General features: G+C 71.8%; 12 protein-coding genes and 1 pseudogene. 4 read left to right on the forward strand and 9 right to left on the reverse strand.

The features are described 5' to 3' along the window. Positions 1-12: 12 nt before the first annotated feature. Both ACO1BR_RS28145 and ACO1BR_RS28150 read right to left on the reverse strand, forming a co-directional pair. A complete protein-coding gene (locus ACO1BR_RS28145) occupies positions 13-342 on the reverse strand; it encodes a type VII secretion target (RefSeq protein WP_426797906.1) in 330 nt (109 codons plus the stop codon). Positions 343-822: 480 nt separating this feature from the next. Next, positions 823-1,680: an SDR family oxidoreductase gene (locus ACO1BR_RS28150; RefSeq protein ID WP_426797907.1), complete on the reverse strand. Its 858-nt coding sequence runs from the start codon at positions 1,678-1,680 to the stop codon at positions 823-825. A 215-nt stretch (positions 1,681-1,895) separates the two neighbouring features. Between ACO1BR_RS28150 and ACO1BR_RS28155 the strand changes: the two genes are divergently transcribed. After that, positions 1,896-3,284, forward strand: a complete 1,389-nt coding sequence (locus tag ACO1BR_RS28155; RefSeq protein ID WP_426797908.1) for a DUF2993 domain-containing protein — start codon at positions 1,896-1,898, stop codon at positions 3,282-3,284. Positions 3,285-3,340: 56 nt separating this feature from the next. Here ACO1BR_RS28155 and ACO1BR_RS28160 read toward each other — a convergent pair whose 3' ends face one another. The 5 genes from ACO1BR_RS28160 to ACO1BR_RS28180 all read right to left on the reverse strand — a co-directional run bounded on the left by ACO1BR_RS28160 (position 3,341) and on the right by ACO1BR_RS28180 (position 8,874). Continuing rightward, positions 3,341-4,873 carry a sensor histidine kinase gene (locus ACO1BR_RS28160; RefSeq protein WP_426797909.1) on the reverse strand — a complete coding sequence of 511 codons (1,533 nt, stop codon included), beginning with the start codon at positions 4,871-4,873 and terminating at the stop codon, positions 3,341-3,343. Continuing rightward, positions 4,870-5,610, reverse strand: coding sequence for a response regulator transcription factor (locus tag ACO1BR_RS28165; protein WP_159508634.1), 741 nt, complete (start codon positions 5,608-5,610; stop codon positions 4,870-4,872). The genes ACO1BR_RS28160 and ACO1BR_RS28165 overlap by 4 nt, the downstream gene beginning before the upstream one ends. Before the next feature lie 120 nt (positions 5,611-5,730). Then, on the reverse strand, positions 5,731-6,858 hold the full coding sequence (locus tag ACO1BR_RS28170) for a S1C family serine protease (protein ID WP_426797910.1): 1,128 nt from the start codon (positions 6,856-6,858) through the stop codon (positions 5,731-5,733). Between the two features lie 132 nt (positions 6,859-6,990). Then, complete coding sequence (locus ACO1BR_RS28175; RefSeq protein WP_426797911.1) at positions 6,991-8,016, reverse strand: LacI family DNA-binding transcriptional regulator; 1,026 nt, start codon at positions 8,014-8,016, stop codon at positions 6,991-6,993. A 24-nt stretch (positions 8,017-8,040) separates the two neighbouring features. Continuing rightward, the gene (locus ACO1BR_RS28180; protein WP_426797912.1) at positions 8,041-8,874 is read right to left on the reverse strand and encodes a winged helix-turn-helix domain-containing protein; all 834 of its coding nucleotides are present in this window, start codon (positions 8,872-8,874) and stop codon (positions 8,041-8,043) included. Positions 8,875-9,123: 249 nt separating this feature from the next. Between ACO1BR_RS28180 and ACO1BR_RS28185 the strand changes: the two are divergent. Continuing rightward, positions 9,124-10,097, forward strand: a pseudogene (locus ACO1BR_RS28185) (alpha/beta fold hydrolase). A 136-nt stretch (positions 10,098-10,233) separates the two neighbouring features. Here the strand turns inward: ACO1BR_RS28185 and ACO1BR_RS28190 are convergent. Both ACO1BR_RS28190 and ACO1BR_RS28195 read right to left on the reverse strand, forming a co-directional pair. Then, complete coding sequence (locus ACO1BR_RS28190) at positions 10,234-12,264, reverse strand: ABC transporter ATP-binding protein (protein WP_426797913.1); 2,031 nt, start codon at positions 12,262-12,264, stop codon at positions 10,234-10,236. Continuing rightward, positions 12,261-13,994, reverse strand: a complete 1,734-nt coding sequence (locus tag ACO1BR_RS28195; protein ID WP_426797914.1) for an ABC transporter ATP-binding protein — start codon at positions 13,992-13,994, stop codon at positions 12,261-12,263. The genes ACO1BR_RS28190 and ACO1BR_RS28195 overlap by 4 nt, the downstream gene beginning before the upstream one ends. Before the next feature lie 186 nt (positions 13,995-14,180). Here ACO1BR_RS28195 and ACO1BR_RS28200 point away from each other — a divergent pair, with 186 nt between their 5' ends. Both ACO1BR_RS28200 and ACO1BR_RS28205 read left to right on the forward strand, forming a co-directional pair. Next, complete coding sequence (locus ACO1BR_RS28200) at positions 14,181-14,426, forward strand: MoaD/ThiS family protein (RefSeq protein ID WP_159510454.1); 246 nt, start codon at positions 14,181-14,183, stop codon at positions 14,424-14,426. Positions 14,427-14,436: 10 nt separating this feature from the next. Next, on the forward strand, positions 14,437-15,672 hold the full coding sequence (locus ACO1BR_RS28205) for a hypothetical protein (protein ID WP_426797915.1): 1,236 nt from the start codon (positions 14,437-14,439) through the stop codon (positions 15,670-15,672). Positions 15,673-15,890: the final 218 nt, after the last annotated feature.

Consider the following 15,890-nt stretch of genomic DNA (forward strand, 5'->3'; position numbering starts at 1 on the left):
TTGATGTTCACGTCACGCCCCCTGGACCCGGGCCGCGGACTGGAGGTGGCCGATGGCGACCTGGTCCGCGTCCTGGTAGTTCGACGCGTTGATCCGCAGCCGGGCGGCGTCGCCGGTGAACACCTCGGGAAGGTGACTCAGCGCCTCCAGCGTGCCGGCCAGCAACTTCTGGTACTTCTCCATCGCGCCATCACAGGCGCCGAGAGCACCGAACGCCTCTCCCACCTCGGCCGATGTCCCCGCGAACGCATGGATCGGGTCGGCCAGATCCTCCGCTTGCAGGTCGAACTTGTCCGCCAGATCCGTTAACGCCGTCGGCTCGACACCGTATTGCCCACTCATCCGACTCCCCCTCGTCGATCGCGTACAAGCCTTCAGCAGTACGCCGGGGAGCGGAGCGCCCGGTAAGGATCTTTAACGGGTTCCGGATACGGGATTGACGGGCACCTGACGTCCATGGACGTGCCCGGGCCTGGACATGTCCCGACCTGGAGACGATCGCTGCCGTCGCGACCGGCTCTGACTGCCGCTTGCTGCTTTCGGCACGTCCGGAGATGCCGATGTCAGGTCACCGCTGCCCCCGATGTGCGAGGCCGCGTCCGCGGCGGCGGAGGTCCGTACCTCCACCCGACCCGTACGTGCTCGGCCTGACCTACCCGCCGTGCCGGTGCCATCGTTGCGGGGCCGGGACGCGAGCCGACCGCAGTCGGCTGACGTAGTCGCCACCCCCCTGTCTGCTGGCCGCCAGGTGCCTCCGCCCCGGCGGCCGGCAGACAACAGCCTGTGCGGCGATCAGGAGATGTCCACTCAGGAGAGGTCCGCTCAGGAAAAGTCCCCCGCGTGGTCCCGGGCCCACCGGGCGAAGGGGCGGGCCGGGTGGCCGGTGAGGCGTTCGACGGCGTCGGAGACGGGGAAGAGGGGGGCGTCGACCGACTGGCCGAAGAGGCGGACGAGTTCGCGGGCGGCTTCGACCGGGAAGTGGGGGCCGGACATGGCCTCGGCGGCCTCGTCCTCCGAGATCTGCTCCACGCGGGTCGGGCGGCCGATCGCCTCGCCGATGGCGGCGACCTGCTGGGCGTTGGTGAGCGACTCCGGCCCGGTCAGCAGGTAGGTCTGGTTCCGGTGGGTGCCGGTGTCGTCCAGGAGGGCGACGGCGGCGACGTCCGCGAGGTCGGCCTCATGGACGGGGACGCCCTGGGCGCCCGGGTGCGGGTCGCGGACCACGCCCGACTCGCGGATGGCCGAGGCCCAATTGAGCGCGTTGGTGGCGTAGTTGCCGCCGCGGAGGAAGGTCCACTCCAGGCCGGAGTCGCGTACCGCGCGCTCCAGCGCGGCGTGGTTGCGGGCGATGAAGTTTGTCTCGTCGGCGGGCGTATCGGTCACCGAGAGGGAGGAGTTGAGGACGATACGGCGGACACCGGCCTTGGCCGCGGCGTCGATCAGCCGGGTCGCGGCCTCGCCGCCGCCGGCCGCGAGGTTGAGGAAGAGGGCGTCGGCGTCGGTGAGCAGCGGGGTGAGGTCGGTCTCCTCGCCGAGGTCGGCGCGGACCACCTCGGCTCTCTCCGGGAGTCCGGCCCGCGCCGGGTCACGGGTCAGCGCGCGGACGGCGGCCCCTTCCTCCAGGAGGCGGCCGACAAGGCTGCGGCCGATGTTGCCGGTTGCTCCGGTTACCACGATCATGGGGACTCCTTCAAAGGATTCAGAGGGGCCGGAGTGGCCTGAGGAATCAGCGGGCAGGGCGTGGCGTGCCACGCCGCCCAGAGGGCTGACGCTAGTTCAGGTGCGTGCCGGAGCGCGGTAAATTTTCGCCAAGGCCGTCCGGACAACTTTCGCGTATCTCACATTCCACGGGTCAGACTTGCGCTCCGGGGTCCCGCTCATGGTGGGATGTGCTGATGCGAACCCCCATACGCATAGCTTCACCCTCGCCGATACCCGCCGGTCAGCAGTCCCTCAATTCCCGTATGCCGGGCGGCCAGGACGACCCGCAGGGCGACACGAGAGAGCTGGAAAAGGTCAATCCGTACGCAGATCTGGCCGCCCTCGCGGATCCGGAGCCGCAGCCGGAGCCCGAACACGCCGCGGAGTACGCGGCGGCGCCCCGCCGGCGGTCGTATCTCAACGAGCGTGACGAGAGCGACGACCCGCTGGGTCTGGGGCTGCGCGTGGATGACGAGGACGAGGAGTGGGCGCCGCCCAACCACCGCCGGACGAAGCGCGGGATCAGCCGGTTCGCGGCCGTACCGCGCACCATCAAGCTGCTGGTCGCGCTGCTGGTGTGCGCCGGAGTCCTCACCCTCGGCGACCGGTTCGCCGTCCTCTACGCGCAGAACAAGGCCGAGGAGGAGGTGAAGAAGGCGCTGCACCTCCAGGCCAGGCCGGAAGTCGACATCAAGGGGTTCCCCTTCCTCACCCAGGTGTGGGACAAGCGGCTGGACCAGGTGGACGTCATCATCCCGAACGTCGCCGCGGACCGCGTCTCGCTGGCGAAGGTCGAGGCGACCGCGAAGGACATCCGGCTGGACGGGGATCTGCCGACCGACATCAAGGGCGCCACCATCGGGGCCATGCACGGCAGTGTGCTGCTGGCCTTCGATGACATGAACCGCGAACTCGGCGCCTCCCAGGTGAAGTTCAGCGGAATGGGCACGAACGGCGTCCGGGCGGTCGGGGAACTGCCCATCGCGGGGCACACCTTGCGCGTTCATGCCGAGGCACGCATCGAGCGCAACGGTGACCGGGGAGTCTCCACCGACATCAGCCAGATGCAGCTCGACATCGGCGATGTCGCCGTCTACCGGCCGGGTACCGGAAAGGACGAGGGGCTGCGGCTGACCCCCAAGGCCGCCGCCGAGGTCAGCCGGCAGGCCGCCAAGGTGAAGGCGATGCTGGGCATTCCGGCCATCGCGGAACGCATCGGCATCCCGAAGGACTACATCGACGCGGCGCTGCGCAGCGATGACAAGCTGCACGAGCTGATCGGGTCGCCGCGCTTCGTCCACCAGCTGATGCAGGTCAACCTCGTCGACGTGGTGACGGATCACCCCTGGCTGCTGCAGAAGGTCGGGATCGACCCGAAGGTGCTCGGTGCGCTGACCGGCCTGACCAAGCCGCAGATCGCCGACCGGCTGTCGCTCTCCTTCCAGCTCCCGAAGACACCGGGCGATGTCCGGCTGCGGAACATCTCCGTGGAACGCGACGGTATCCACGTCGATCTGACGGGGTCGGACCTGCCGTTCGGCGATGCGGCGAAGAAGCCGAAGAAGCCGAAGAAGGCCCAGTAGGCGAAGGAGAAGAAACGCGGAAGGAGTCCCGGCTCGTCCGACGGGTCCCGGATCCGCTACTCCTTCCCCGGCACGCCCGGCGCCTCCCCCGGCTCCTCCCCCGGCTCCTCCCCCGGTGTCGCCGGTGGCGGAGTGGCCGCTCCCGGCATGGTCAGCAGGGCCTCCGTACCGCCGCCCGGTGCGTTGCGCAGGCGTACGCCGCCGCCCGCCTGTTCCGCCGTGCGGGCCACGATGGACAGGCCCAGACCGCTGCCGGGGAGGCTGCGGGCGGAGGGGGAGCGCCAGAAGCGCTCGAAGACGTGCGGGAGTTCGTCCTCGGGGATGCCCGGGCCGTGGTCGCGCACCGTCAGCGCGCCGCTCTTCAGCCGGACCTCGACCGTGCCGCCGGACGGGCTGAACTTGACCGCGTTGTCGAGGAGGTTGACCACCGCGCGCTCCAGGGCGGCCGGTTCGGCGCGTACGAACCAGGGGTCGAGGTCGGCGGTGATGGTCAGCGACGGGCCGCGCAGCCGGGCGCGTTCGAGGGCGGAGCCGACGGTGTCGTGGAGCGCCACGACGCGGACGGCCGCCGAGGGGGCGCCGAAACCGTTCTCGGGCGGGCGGGAGAGCACCTGGAGGTCGCCGATGAGGGCGGCCAGCTCGCCCATCTGGGCCTTGACCGACGTCAGCAGGGCCGCCTTGTCGGCCGCCGGGATCTGCCGGCCGGAGCGTTCGCTGCGCTCCAACAGGTCGATGTTGGTGCGGAGGGAGGTCAGCGGCGTACGGAGTTCGTGACCGGCGTCGGCGATCAGCTGCTGCTGGAGTTCGCGGGAGGCGGCCAGTGCGGCGGTCATGGCGTTGAAGGACCGGGAGAGGCGGGCGATCTCGTCCTCGCCGTCCGTGGGGATGCGGATGGTCAGGTCCTGCGTGCGGGCGACGTGCTCGACGGCGTCGGTCAGCCGGTCCACCGGCTTGAGGCCGGCGCGGGCCACCCACAGGCCCGCGGTGGCGGCGCCCAGCACCCCGACCCCGGCGACGACCAGCAGCACCAGCGCGAGCTGGTAGAGCGGATCGGTGACCTGATCCATCGGCGCGGCCACGGAGATCGCCAGGTGGTTGCCCTGGATGTCGGTGCCCGGCCCGCGGTAGGGCACGGTCGAGACCCGCATCTCGGTGCCGTTCACGTCCTTGGTGGTGTGCACGGCGCTGGCCAGCCGCCCGTCGGCGACCGCCTCGTCCTTGTGCTGGGCGGGGATCTGCCACTTGTCCGGCGAGGTGCAGACATAGCCGGAGGGGGTGACCAGCTGGATGGTGTACGGGGTGGGCTGGAAGCGGACGTTGGGCAGCGTGCCGGTGACGCAGCGGGCGCTGAGCGCCTGGACGTAGTCGGAGTTCACGTCGACGGTGCTGAGCGTCGTGTCGAGCTGCTCGGTGAGCCGGTCGCGGGTGATCAGCCAGCAGGCGGCGGCCGACAGGGCCACCGCGAAGGCGACCGCGACCGCGGTGAGCAGCGCCAGGCGGGAGCGGAGCGGCAGTTGGTGGTAGCGGGTCAGGCCGACCCAGGAACGGCGGGTGTCGGCCGGCCCGTTCGGCTCGCCGGTGGTGCTCATTCCGCGCCGCCGTCCAAGCGGAGGACGTAGCCGACTCCCCGGACGGTGTGGACGAGCCGCGGCTCGCCACCCGCTTCGGTCTTGCGGCGCAGATACATCACGTACACGTCGAGGGAGTTGGAGGTCGGTTCGAAGTCGAAGCCCCATACGGCTTTCAGGATCTGTTCGCGGGTGAGGACCTGGCGCGGATGGGCCAGGAACATCTCCAGGAGGGTGAATTCGGTGCGGGTCAGCTCGACGGGTCGGCTGCCGCGGACGACCTCGCGGGTGCCCAGGTTCATCCGCAGGTCGGCGAAGGTCAGCAGCTCGCTCTCGTCGGGCGGGGTGGCGCCGGCCGCCGCCGCGTACGAGCTGCGGCGGAGCAGCGCGCGGATCCGGGCCAGCAGCTCGTCCAGCTCGAAGGGCTTGACCAGGTAGTCGTCGGCGCCGGCGTCCAGACCGGTGACCCGGTCGCCGACGGTGTCCCGGGCGGTCAGCATCAGGATCGGTACGGTCACCCCGTTCGCCCGCAGCCGGCGGGCGGCCGTGAGCCCGTCCATCCGGGGCATGAGCACGTCCAGCACGATCAGTTCGGGGTCGTACGCGGCGACCTTCTCCACCGCGTCCAGGCCGTCGACCGCCTGCTCCGTGCCGTACCCCTCGAAGGCGAGCGAGCGCTGCAGGGCCTCGCGGACCGCGGGCTCGTCGTCGACGATCAGGATGCGGGCGGGGTGATCACCGTGCTCGGCGGGGCTCATGTGCGTGGTTACCTCGGGGTGCGTCGCGGACCGGCTGGACCTTCCTCACCTTCAGCCTGGCACGGATGCCGCACCGGCGGAGGCGCCTGTGGACAACCGTCGCCCGCGGCGGGGCGCCGGTCAGACCCCGCTGTTGCCGCCGCCGCTGCCGCCGCCGCGCAGGGAGGCCAGGTCGGCCTTGACGGTGTTGATCGGTATGGCGAAGCCGAGGCCGACGCTGCCCGCCTGGCTGCTGTCCGACGAACTCGGGGAGTACATCGCCGAGTTGATGCCGATGATCTGCCCCTGGAGGTTGATCAGGGCACCGCCGGAGTTGCCGGGGTTGAGCGCGGCGTCGGTCTGTATCGCCTTGTACGAGGTCTTGGACGAGCCGGTGTCGCCGTTGTACTGGTTGCCGCCGAACTCGAACGGCCAGCCGCCCCGGCCGCCGCCGAAGCCGCCGCCCTGCCCCTGCCCCTGTCCCTGTCCCTGGCCGCTCTCCTTGGGGACGGTCACATCGCGGTTGAGCGCGGAGACGATGCCGCTGGTCACCGAGCCGGTCAGGCCCTCGGGCGAGCCGATCGCCACCACCGGGTCGCCGACCGCGAGCTTGCCGGAGTCGCCGAGCGTGGCGTGGGTCAGGCCGCTGGCGCCCTGGACCTTGATCAGCGCCAGGTCCTTGGCGGGGTCGGTACCGACGACCGTCGCGGTCTTCCGGCTGCCGTCGCTGAAGGTGACGGTCACCTTGCGGGCGCCGGACACCACGTGGTTGTTGGTGATGATCTCGCCGCTGCCGGTGATGACCACGCCCGAGCCGGTGGACTCGCCGCCCGCCGACCGCGCCTGGATCTCCACGATGGCCGGGCTGACCGCCTTGGCGACCCCGGCGACGCCGCCGCCGGAGTTCTGCCCGGCGTTGACCAGCGGGGTGGAGACGCCGCTGGACTGGGCGCCGTTCTGCGTGGCGCCGGCTATCAGCGCCGCGCTGCCGCCGCCGATGAGACCGGAGGCCAGCGCCACCGCCGCGATCAGCGCGATCGGCCGGCGGGCCCGGCGCCGCGGCTCGGCCGCCCCGACGTCGCCCGCGTCCGAGTACCCCGGGGTGTACGGCGGGGGCGGCGGTACGGCGCCCGGCTCGGCGGCGCCGGCGTACATCCGGCCCTGGTCGGCGCCCTGGGCGCCGCCGGGCGTGCTGCCGTACTCGGTGCCGTATGCGTACGGCCGGTCCTGGGGCATCTCATCGCCGCTGCGGCGGTAGCTCTCGGTCATGGCTACGACTCTGCGGGCGCTGCATGAGAACCGTCTGAGAACGCCCTGAGAGACCCAACAGAAGTCGGTATGCCCGGTATAAGGGCGCCCCCGGTGCGGTCGGCCGTTCGCGTTCGGCGGCGCCCGGCCCGCTCAGCTCCCGCAGCCGCAGGACCGCCGGACGACCAGCCGCGAGGGGAACTGCCGCAGCCGCTCCCGGCGCGAGCCGACCACCCGCAGCCCGTCGTCCAGCACCAGGTCGACCGCCGCCCGCGCCATCGCCTGCCGGTCCGAGGCGACCGTGGTCAGCGGCGGATCGGTGAGCGCGGCCTCCTTCACATCGTCGAAGCCCGCGACCGCCAGCTCGCCCGGTACGTCGATCCGCAGCTCGCGGGCGGCCCGCAGCACGCCGATCGCCTGGTCGTCGGTGGCACACATGATGGCCGGCGGCCGGTCCGGCCCGGCCAGCACCCGCAGCGCGACCTCGTAGGCGTCATAGCGGTTGTACGGGGCCTCGAAGTAGCGGCCCCCCGGCGACTTCCCGGACTCCAGCATGGCCCGCCGCCAGCCCTCCACGTGGTCGGTGACCGGGTCGCCGGACTTCGGCGTCTCCTCCGTACCGCCCAGGAAGGCCACGTACGGATGGCCGTGCTCCAGCAGATGCCGGGTCGCCAGCTGCGCGCCCCAGATGTCGTCCGTCATCACCGCGACGTCGTCGATGGCGTCCGGCCGCCGGTGCAGCAGCACCACCCGGGCGTCCCAGGCGTCGATCTCGGCGGCGGCGTGCTCACTGGGCCCCTGGCTGATCAGGATCAGGCCGGAGACCCGCATCCCGAGGAACGCGCGCAGATAGTGGACCTCGCGCTCGTCGATGTAGTTGGCGTTGCCGACCAGCACCATCTTTCCGCGCTCGGAGGCGGCCTGCTCGACGGCGTGCGCCATCTCCGCGAAGAACGGCTGCCGGGTGTCCGGAACGATCAGACCTATGAGGTCCGTACGCCGGGACGCCATCGCCTGCGCGACCCGGTCGGGCCGGTAGCCGAGCTCCTTGATGGCGGCGAGCACCCGCTCGCGCGTGGCCGGGGCGACCGGCCTTGGTCCGTTGTTGATGACGTAACTGACAACGGCGGTGGATGTCCCCGCCAGTTTTGCTACGTCATCCCGCGTCACCTTGGCCACGCGCGGCAGTCTACGCGGGTGGTCCTACCGGCGGGCAGGCTGTGCGGACCCGGATTCGGTACCCGGCCGTGACGCGCTCGCGGACGCCGTGGGAGCGCCGTCACCAGCGGCGGTCTCCCCGCCGCCGTCCTCGGCCGCCCGCGCGGCGCCGTCCTTGGCCTTGGCCTCGGCCGCCGCCCGCTCCCCCTTCTCCGGCGTGACGAAGCGGTAGCCGACGTTGCGGACCGTGCCGATCAGCGACTCGTGCTCGGGGCCGAGCTTGGCGCGCAGCCGCCGGACGTGCACGTCGACCGTGCGGGTGCCGCCGAAGTAGTCGTAGCCCCAGACCTCCTGGAGGAGCTGGGCGCGGGTGAAGACCCGGCCCGGGTGCTGCGCCAGGTACTTCAGCAGCTCGAACTCCTTGAAGGTCAGGTCCAGCACGCGGCCCTTCAGCTTGGCGCTGTAGGTGGCCTCGTCCACCGAGAGATCGCCGTTGCGGATCTCCGTCGGGCCGTTGTCGGTGGTGATCTGCTGGCGGCCCATCGCCAGCCGCAGCCGCGCCTCCACCTCGGCGGGGCCCGCCGTGTCGAGCATCACGTCGTCGACGCCCCAGTCGGCTGTGACGGCGGCGAGCCCGCCCTCCGTCACCACCAGCACCAGCGGACAGCCCGGGCCCGTGGACCGCAGCAGCTGGCACAGGGACCGCACATGCGGAAGATCGCGGCGGCCGTCGATCAGTATGACGTCGGCCCCGGGGGTGTCGATCAGGGCCGGGCCCTCGGCGGGGGCGACCCGGACGCTGTGCAGCAGCAGGCCGAGCGCCGGAAGCACCTCCGTCGACGGCTGGAGTGCGTTGGTCAGCAGCAGAAGCGAACTCACTTCCGACCACCTACCCGGTTTCCGGCGAGCTTCATCCTGTGCGGCTCAGTGTCCTGCGCGCTTCGCTTGCCCATGACGTCTGGTTCCTCCTCGGTCCCTGCGACGGGGGCACCACCCGGCCCGGCCGGGGGAGTCTGCGGCTCTGCTTCGTACGGGGTGCTTCCGGTCACACGGTTCGCGTGTGTGAAAGCACAAAAGGACCCGGGGGCGACGCTGCCCGGATCCTTCTTGCCCAGCAGAATAGCTCACATGACTTGCGGACCCGAGGCCGATTTTGCACGTTCTTGTGTTCCGTCGATCACTTCGAGTGGTCACCACGCGGCATTGTTGACGGACGACGGCGTGCGGATCGAAGCCGTCCACACCCCCCGAACGGCCCCTGCGGAAGCGCCCCGTGAGCCCGCCGCGGCGCCCGCCGGCGACCTCGCGAGTGTCCTGGCGCACGGCTTCACCGGCTCCCTGGAAAAACCCGCACCGCGTCGCGCCGCGGCCGCTCTTTCCCAGCATGCGGACGTGATCACGTTCTCCTTCCGAGGCCACGGCGGCTCCGACAGACGCTCCAGCGTCGGCGACCGGGAGGTGCTGGACCTGGCCGCCGCGGCCCGCTGGGCCCGCGCCCTGGGCCACCGCCAGGTCGCCACCGTCGGTTCTTGAGTGCAGCGGGCGGGGCGACAGCCCCTCCACGGGGGGCGGTGGTCGGGCGACGGGCGGCGGCTCGGTCGCCCTGCGGCAGGCCGCGCTGTACGGGCGGCAGGGGGCGGTTTCCGGCCAGGGGGAGCACGGGGAGCGCACGGTTGCGCGCCCCGATGCAGTCGTCGCCGTCAGCGCCCCCGCCCGCTGGTACTACCAGGGCACCGCGGCCATGCGCCGGCTCCACTGGGTCGTCACCTTCCCCCAAGCTCTCAAGGAGCAGGGGGCACCCCCGTCTCCGGCCGCCTGGTCTCCCGCCTCGGCCTGCGCACCAGGATCCACCCCGAGGACTGGTACCCGGTCCCGCTCTCCCCCACCGGGGCCGTCCCACTGATCGCGCCCACCCCCTCCTCCTCGTCCACGGCGACCGCGCCCCGTACTTCCCCCTCGACCATCCCCGTATGCTGCCGGCCGCCGCCGACCCCGCCACCGCCGAGCTGTGGATCGAGCGGGGCTTCGGGCACGCGGAGAACGCGGCGGACGCCGCGCTGCTGGGCCGGATCGGCGCCCGGGTGGCGGCGCACACCGGCTGAGCCGGCCCGCGGACCGGGGCGGTGCGTACCGGAATACCGCCCGGCCGGGCCGCCGGATACGGCGATCGCCGCCGACCCGGCGGGGGTCGGCGGCGATCGCACGCACGGCGGGCGGCGGCGCACAGGCCGCCGCGGGTCACTCGGTCTCCGCCACCGCCTCCGCGAACTGCGCCGCGTACAGCCGGGCGTAGGCGCCGTCGGCCGCCAGCAGGGCGTCGTGCGAGCCCTGTTCGACGATCGCGCCGTTCTCCATCACCAGGATGACGTCCGCGTCGCGGATGGTGGAGAGCCGGTGTGCGATGACGAAGCTGGTGCGGCCGGTGCGGAGTTGGGCCATCGCGTGCTGGATGAGGACCTCGGTGCGGGTGTCGACCGAGCTGGTGGCCTCGTCCAGGACGAGGATGGCCGGCTCGGCGAGGAACGCCCGCGCGATGGTGATCAGCTGCTTCTCACCGGCCGAGACGTTGCCGCCCTCCTCGTCGATGACGGTGTCGTAGCCGTCGGGCAGGGTGCGGACGAACCGGTCGACGTGGGTGGCCCGGGCGGCCTCGACGACCTTGTCGCGGGAGGTGCCCTCGGGGGCGCCGTAGGCGATGTTCTCGGCGATGGTGCCACCGAACAGCCAGGTGTCCTGGAGGACCATGCCGATGTTGCCGCGCAGCTCCTCGCGGGACATCCCGGCGACGTCGACGCCGTCCAGGGTGATCCGGCCGCCGCTGACCTCGTAGAACCGCATCAGCAGGTTGACCAGGGTGGTCTTGCCCGCGCCGGTCGGGCCGACGATCGCGACGGTCTGGCCGGGGTGGACGGCCAGTGAGAGGCCGTCGATGAGCGGCTTGTTCTCGTCGTAGCGGAAGGACACGTCCTCGAAGGCGACCCGGCCCCTGACCTCGTCGGGGCGGACCGGCCGCTCCGGGTCCGGGGCCTGCTCCGGGGCGTCGAGGAGTTCGAAGATCCGCTCGGCGGAGGCGACACAGGACTGGACGAGGTTGGCCATCGAGGCGACCTGGGTCAGCGGCTGGCTGAACTGGCGGGAGTACTGGATGAACGCCTGCACGTCACCGATGGACAGCGCGCCGGAGGCGACGCGGAGACCGCCGACCACCGCCACCAGGACGTAGTTGAGGTTCCCGATGAACATCATCGCGGGCTGGATGATCCCGGAGATGAACTGGGCCTTGAACCCGGCCGCGTAGAGCGCCTCGTTCTGCTCGCGGAACAGCTCGGCGGACTCCCGCTGGCGGCCGAAGACCTTGACCAGCGAGTGGCCGGTGTACATCTCCTCGATGTGCGCGTTGAGCTTGCCGGTCGTCATCCACTGCTGGACGAACTGCGGCTGCGCCCGCTTGCCGATCTTGGCGGCAACCACGACCGAGACCGGCACGGTCACCAGCGCGACCAGCGCCAGCAGCGGCGAGATCCAGAACATCATGACCAGCACGCCCAGGATCGTCAGCACCGACACCACGATCTGGCTGAGGGTCTGCTGGAGCGTCTGCTGCACGTTGTCGATATCGTTGGTCGCGCGGGAGAGCACCTCGCCGCGCTGCTGCTTGTCGAAGTAGCTCAGCGGCAGCCGGGCCAGCTTCTCCTCGACCTGCTCGCGCAGCCGGAAGACGGTGCGCTGCGCGAGTAGGGCGGCGATCCGGGCCTGGACGAAGCCGAAGGCGGACGAGCCGACGTAGATCAGCGTGACCCAGAGCAGGACCGTGCCGACGGTGCCGAAGTCGATGCCGTGGCCGGGGACCACCGGCATCGTGCCGAGCATGTCGGCGAGCCCGCCCTGACCGTGCGCCCGCAGCTGGTCGACGGCCTGCGCCTTGGTGATGCCGGCCGGCAGCTGGCGGCCCACGATGCCCGCCATGATCAGGTCGGTGGCCCGGCCGAGGACCTTGGGCCCGACGACCGTCAGCGCCACGCTCAGGACGCCCAGCAGCAGCGCGACGGTGATGAGGCCGCGCTCCGGCCGCATCTGGGCCAGCAGCCGCTTGCCGGAGCCCTTGAAGTTGAGGGACTTGTCGATCGGGCCGCCCATCATGCGGGCCATCGGGCCCCCGCCGGGGGCCGGGCCGCGCCGGGGGGCCGACGCCGGGGCCTCGGGCGCCGCCGCGGGAGCCCTCTCCGCGGCCGTCTCCGTACCGGCCGCTCTCTTGTCCGCGGTGGTCACGCCGCCTCCTGCTCGGTGAGCTGGGAGAGCACGATCTCCCGGTAGGTCTCGTTGCCGGCCATCAGCTCGGCGTGGGTGCCGGTGCCGACGATCCGGCCCTCGTCGAGGACCACGATCCGGTCGGCGCCGCGGATCGTCGCGACGCGCTGGGCGACGATCACCACGGTGGCCCGGTCCGTCTCACGGGACAGCGCGGCGCGCAGGGCGGCGTCCGTGGCGTAGTCCAGCGCGGAGAAGGAGTCGTCGAAGAGGTAGATCTCCGGCTTGCGGACCAGTGCCCGTGCGATGGCCAGTCGCTGCCGCTGGCCGCCGGAGACGTTGGAGCCGCCCTGTGCGATGGCCGCGTCCAGCCCGCCGTCCATCCGCTCGACGAAGTCGCGGGCCTGGGCGGTCTCCAGCGCGTGCCACAGCTCGTCGTCGGTGGCCTCCGGATTGCCGTACCGCAGATTGCTCGCGACCGTCCCGGAGAAGAGGTACGGCTTCTGCGGGACCAGGCCGATGAGGTCGGCCAGCGTCTCCTGGTCCAGGGTCCGGACGTCCTCGCCGTCGACCAGGACCGTGCCGCCGGTCGCGTCGAACAGCCGCGGCACGAGCCCGAGGAGGGTCGACTTGCCGGAGCCGGTCGAACCGATGACGGCGGTGGTCTCACCGGGGCGGGCGACCAGGGAGACGTCCCTGAGCACCGGCTGCTCGGCGCCGGGGAAGCGGAACTCGACGTTGCGCAGCTCCAGTTCGCCGTGCCGGCGCACCGCGGTGACCGGGTTCGCGGGCGGGATGACGCTGGAGTCGGTGCCCAGCACCTCCTGGATGCGCTCGGCGCAGACCTCCGCGCGCGGCAGCATCATCACCATGAACGTCGCCATCATGATCGACATCAGGATGTACATCAGGTAGCTGAGGAACGCGGTCAGCGCGCCGATGTGCATCTCGCCGCCGTCGATGCGCAGTCCGCCGAACCACACCACGGCCACGCTGGAGAGGTTCACGATCAGCATGACCAACGGGAACATCATCGACATCAGCCGCCCGGCGCGGAGCGACACGTCGTACAGATCGGTGTTGGCGGCGGCGAACCGCTCGCGCTCGTGCCGGTCGCGGACGAAGGCGCGGATGACGCGGATACCGGTGATCTGCTCGCGCAGCACGCGGTTGACGGTGTCGATGCGCGTCTGCACGCCGCGGAACAGCGGACGCATCCGGCGCACGATCAGTGAGACGAGGATTCCGAGGACCGGGACGATGACCAGGAGGAGGGCCGACAGCGGCACGTCCTGGTTGAGCGCCATGAGGATGCCGCCGACGCACATGATCGGCGCCGAGACCATCATCGTGAAGGTCATCAGCACCAGCATCTGCACCTGCTGGACGTCATTGGTGGTGCGGGTGATCAGCGACGGAGCGCCGAACGTGCCCACCTCCCGCGCGGAGAAGGACTGCACCTGGTCGAAGATCGCGGCCCGGACGTCCCGGCCGAGCCCCATGGCCGTACGGGCACCGAAGTAGACCGCCGCGATGGCGCACACGACCTGCAGCGCCGTCACGGCGATCATGAATCCGCCGACGCGGAAGATATAGCCGGTGTCGCCCTTGACGACACCGTTGTCGATGACGTCGGCGTTGAGGGTGGGCAGATAGAGGGTCGCCAGCGTCTGGATCAGCTGGAGCAGGACGATCAGGGATATCGAGCGCCTGTAGGGCCGCAGATGCGCCCGCGCGAGTCGGACCAACACATCCGGGAGCTTATGCGAACACTTGCCCTCGGCAACCGAATTTCTCCGATGCGTGCCGGAAACGCCGCCATCCGCCGACGGCCTTTGCCGGAACTTGCCCGGAACCGGACCGCCCGCCGCGTAGGCCATCATGGAGGCGGCAAGAGCCCCCGACACGAAGAGGCCGCCGTGACAACAACTGGCACCGTGCGCTACTGGGCCGCGGCCAAGGCCGCCGCCGGCACGGCCGAGGAGCCGTATGCGGCGGCGACGCTCGCCGAGGCGCTGGACGCGGCACGGACCGCGCATGCCGCGAACCCGGAGTTCGCGCGCGTACTGCTGCGCTGCTCCTTCCTGGTGGACGGCGTTCAGGTCGGCACCCGCGACCACGCGGACGTGCCGCTGGCCCAGGGCGGCACCGTCGAGGTCCTGCCGCCGTTCGCCGGAGGATGAGCACCCGATCATGAGCGACAACCAGCCGCAGCACCCCGAACAGCACCCCTACGACCCATACGCCCACCCGTCACCCGACCACCACCCCTCAACGCCGCCGTTGCACGGCGACACCTCCCGCTACGCTCCCCCGTCACCCGACCACCACCCCCCAACGCCGCCGCAGCCCGGCGACACCTCCCGCTACGCTCCCCCGTCACCGCACCCCGGGTACGACCCGCAGCGGATCTACGGCGACCCGTACGGGCAGCAGCCGTACGACGCCTACGTCCAGCAGCCGCAGCAGCCGCAGCACCAGCCGCAGCAGCCCTACGGATACGGCAGCCCCGACCCGTACGCGCAGCCGCACCACGCCGCCTACGGGCAGGACGCCTACGCCGCGCAGCTCCCGGCCCAGCACCAGACCACGGCCACCGCCGCCATGCCACCGGCCGGGCCCGCACCGGCCGCCGCCACCGCCCGCGATTCGGCGCCGGTCACCACCGCGCCGCTCAAGCCCAACCAGATCGCCCGCGCCGAGGGCCGCTCGCCGATCATCCCGCCCGGCATCCAGCCGGCCGCGCTGACCGCCCTGCTCGCGCTGCTGATCGCGGTGGCCGCGCCGGTCGCCCGCCCGGTCCTCTGCGTGCCGGTGGTGCTGCTCCAGGCCGTCACCGCCGCCGGCTGGTTCCGGCTGAACGGCATGTGGCCCGCCCGCCAGGGCATCGCACTGGCCTTCCTCGGCGGTGTGACCACCGATATCGCGCTGCTGGCGACGCCCCATGAGGACGCGCCGCTGGTGGCCCTCGGCACGCTCGGCGTGTGGTGCCTGCTGGTGCTCGTCCTCCAGCTGCGCAACCGCGGCAGCGCGGACGAGCGGATGTACGCGCTCACCGCGGGCCTGACCTCGTCCGCGCTGGCGGTGCTCGCCTCCGGCCAGCTGGCCGCCGATGCGGACGCGGTGGTGGTCGGCGCCGCCGCGGTCGCGCTGGCGACCCTCGCCCGGGCGGTGCCGCTGCCCTCCGTGCTGTCCCTCGTCATCGCCCTGCTGGCCGCGGCCGGCGCCGGTATCGCGGCCGGGCAGCTGACCGGGTTGGGGCCGTCCGGCGCCGTGCTGGGCCTGGCGGCCGGCGGCTGCGCCCTGATCGGCCTGCGGGTGGCCAGCTACGACTACCCGTCCCGCTTCGTCCACATGACGGCCGGCGTCGCCCTGCCGCTGGCCCTCGCGGCACCCGCGGTGTACGTCCTGGGGCGCGCCCTGGGGTGACCCCGAGCCGTACGGCGGCCCGTGGGACCCGTGCCCCGCGCACACCCCGGCGGCCGTGCCGAGCGCATGATTCCGCGCTCGGCACGGCCGCCGCTCCCGTTGCCCCGGACGGGTCGTCTAGGGTTCCCGGGAACGCGGGCCGGGGGGGGTCTGCGTATAAGGAGTAGACGCAACGGCCGGGGGCGACACCCGGCCCAACTGTCATATGTGGGGTAGTG

The organism is Streptomyces sp. YGL11-2, from assembly GCF_050054615.1.
Classification (GTDB): Bacteria; Actinomycetota; Actinomycetes; order Streptomycetales; family Streptomycetaceae; genus Streptomyces.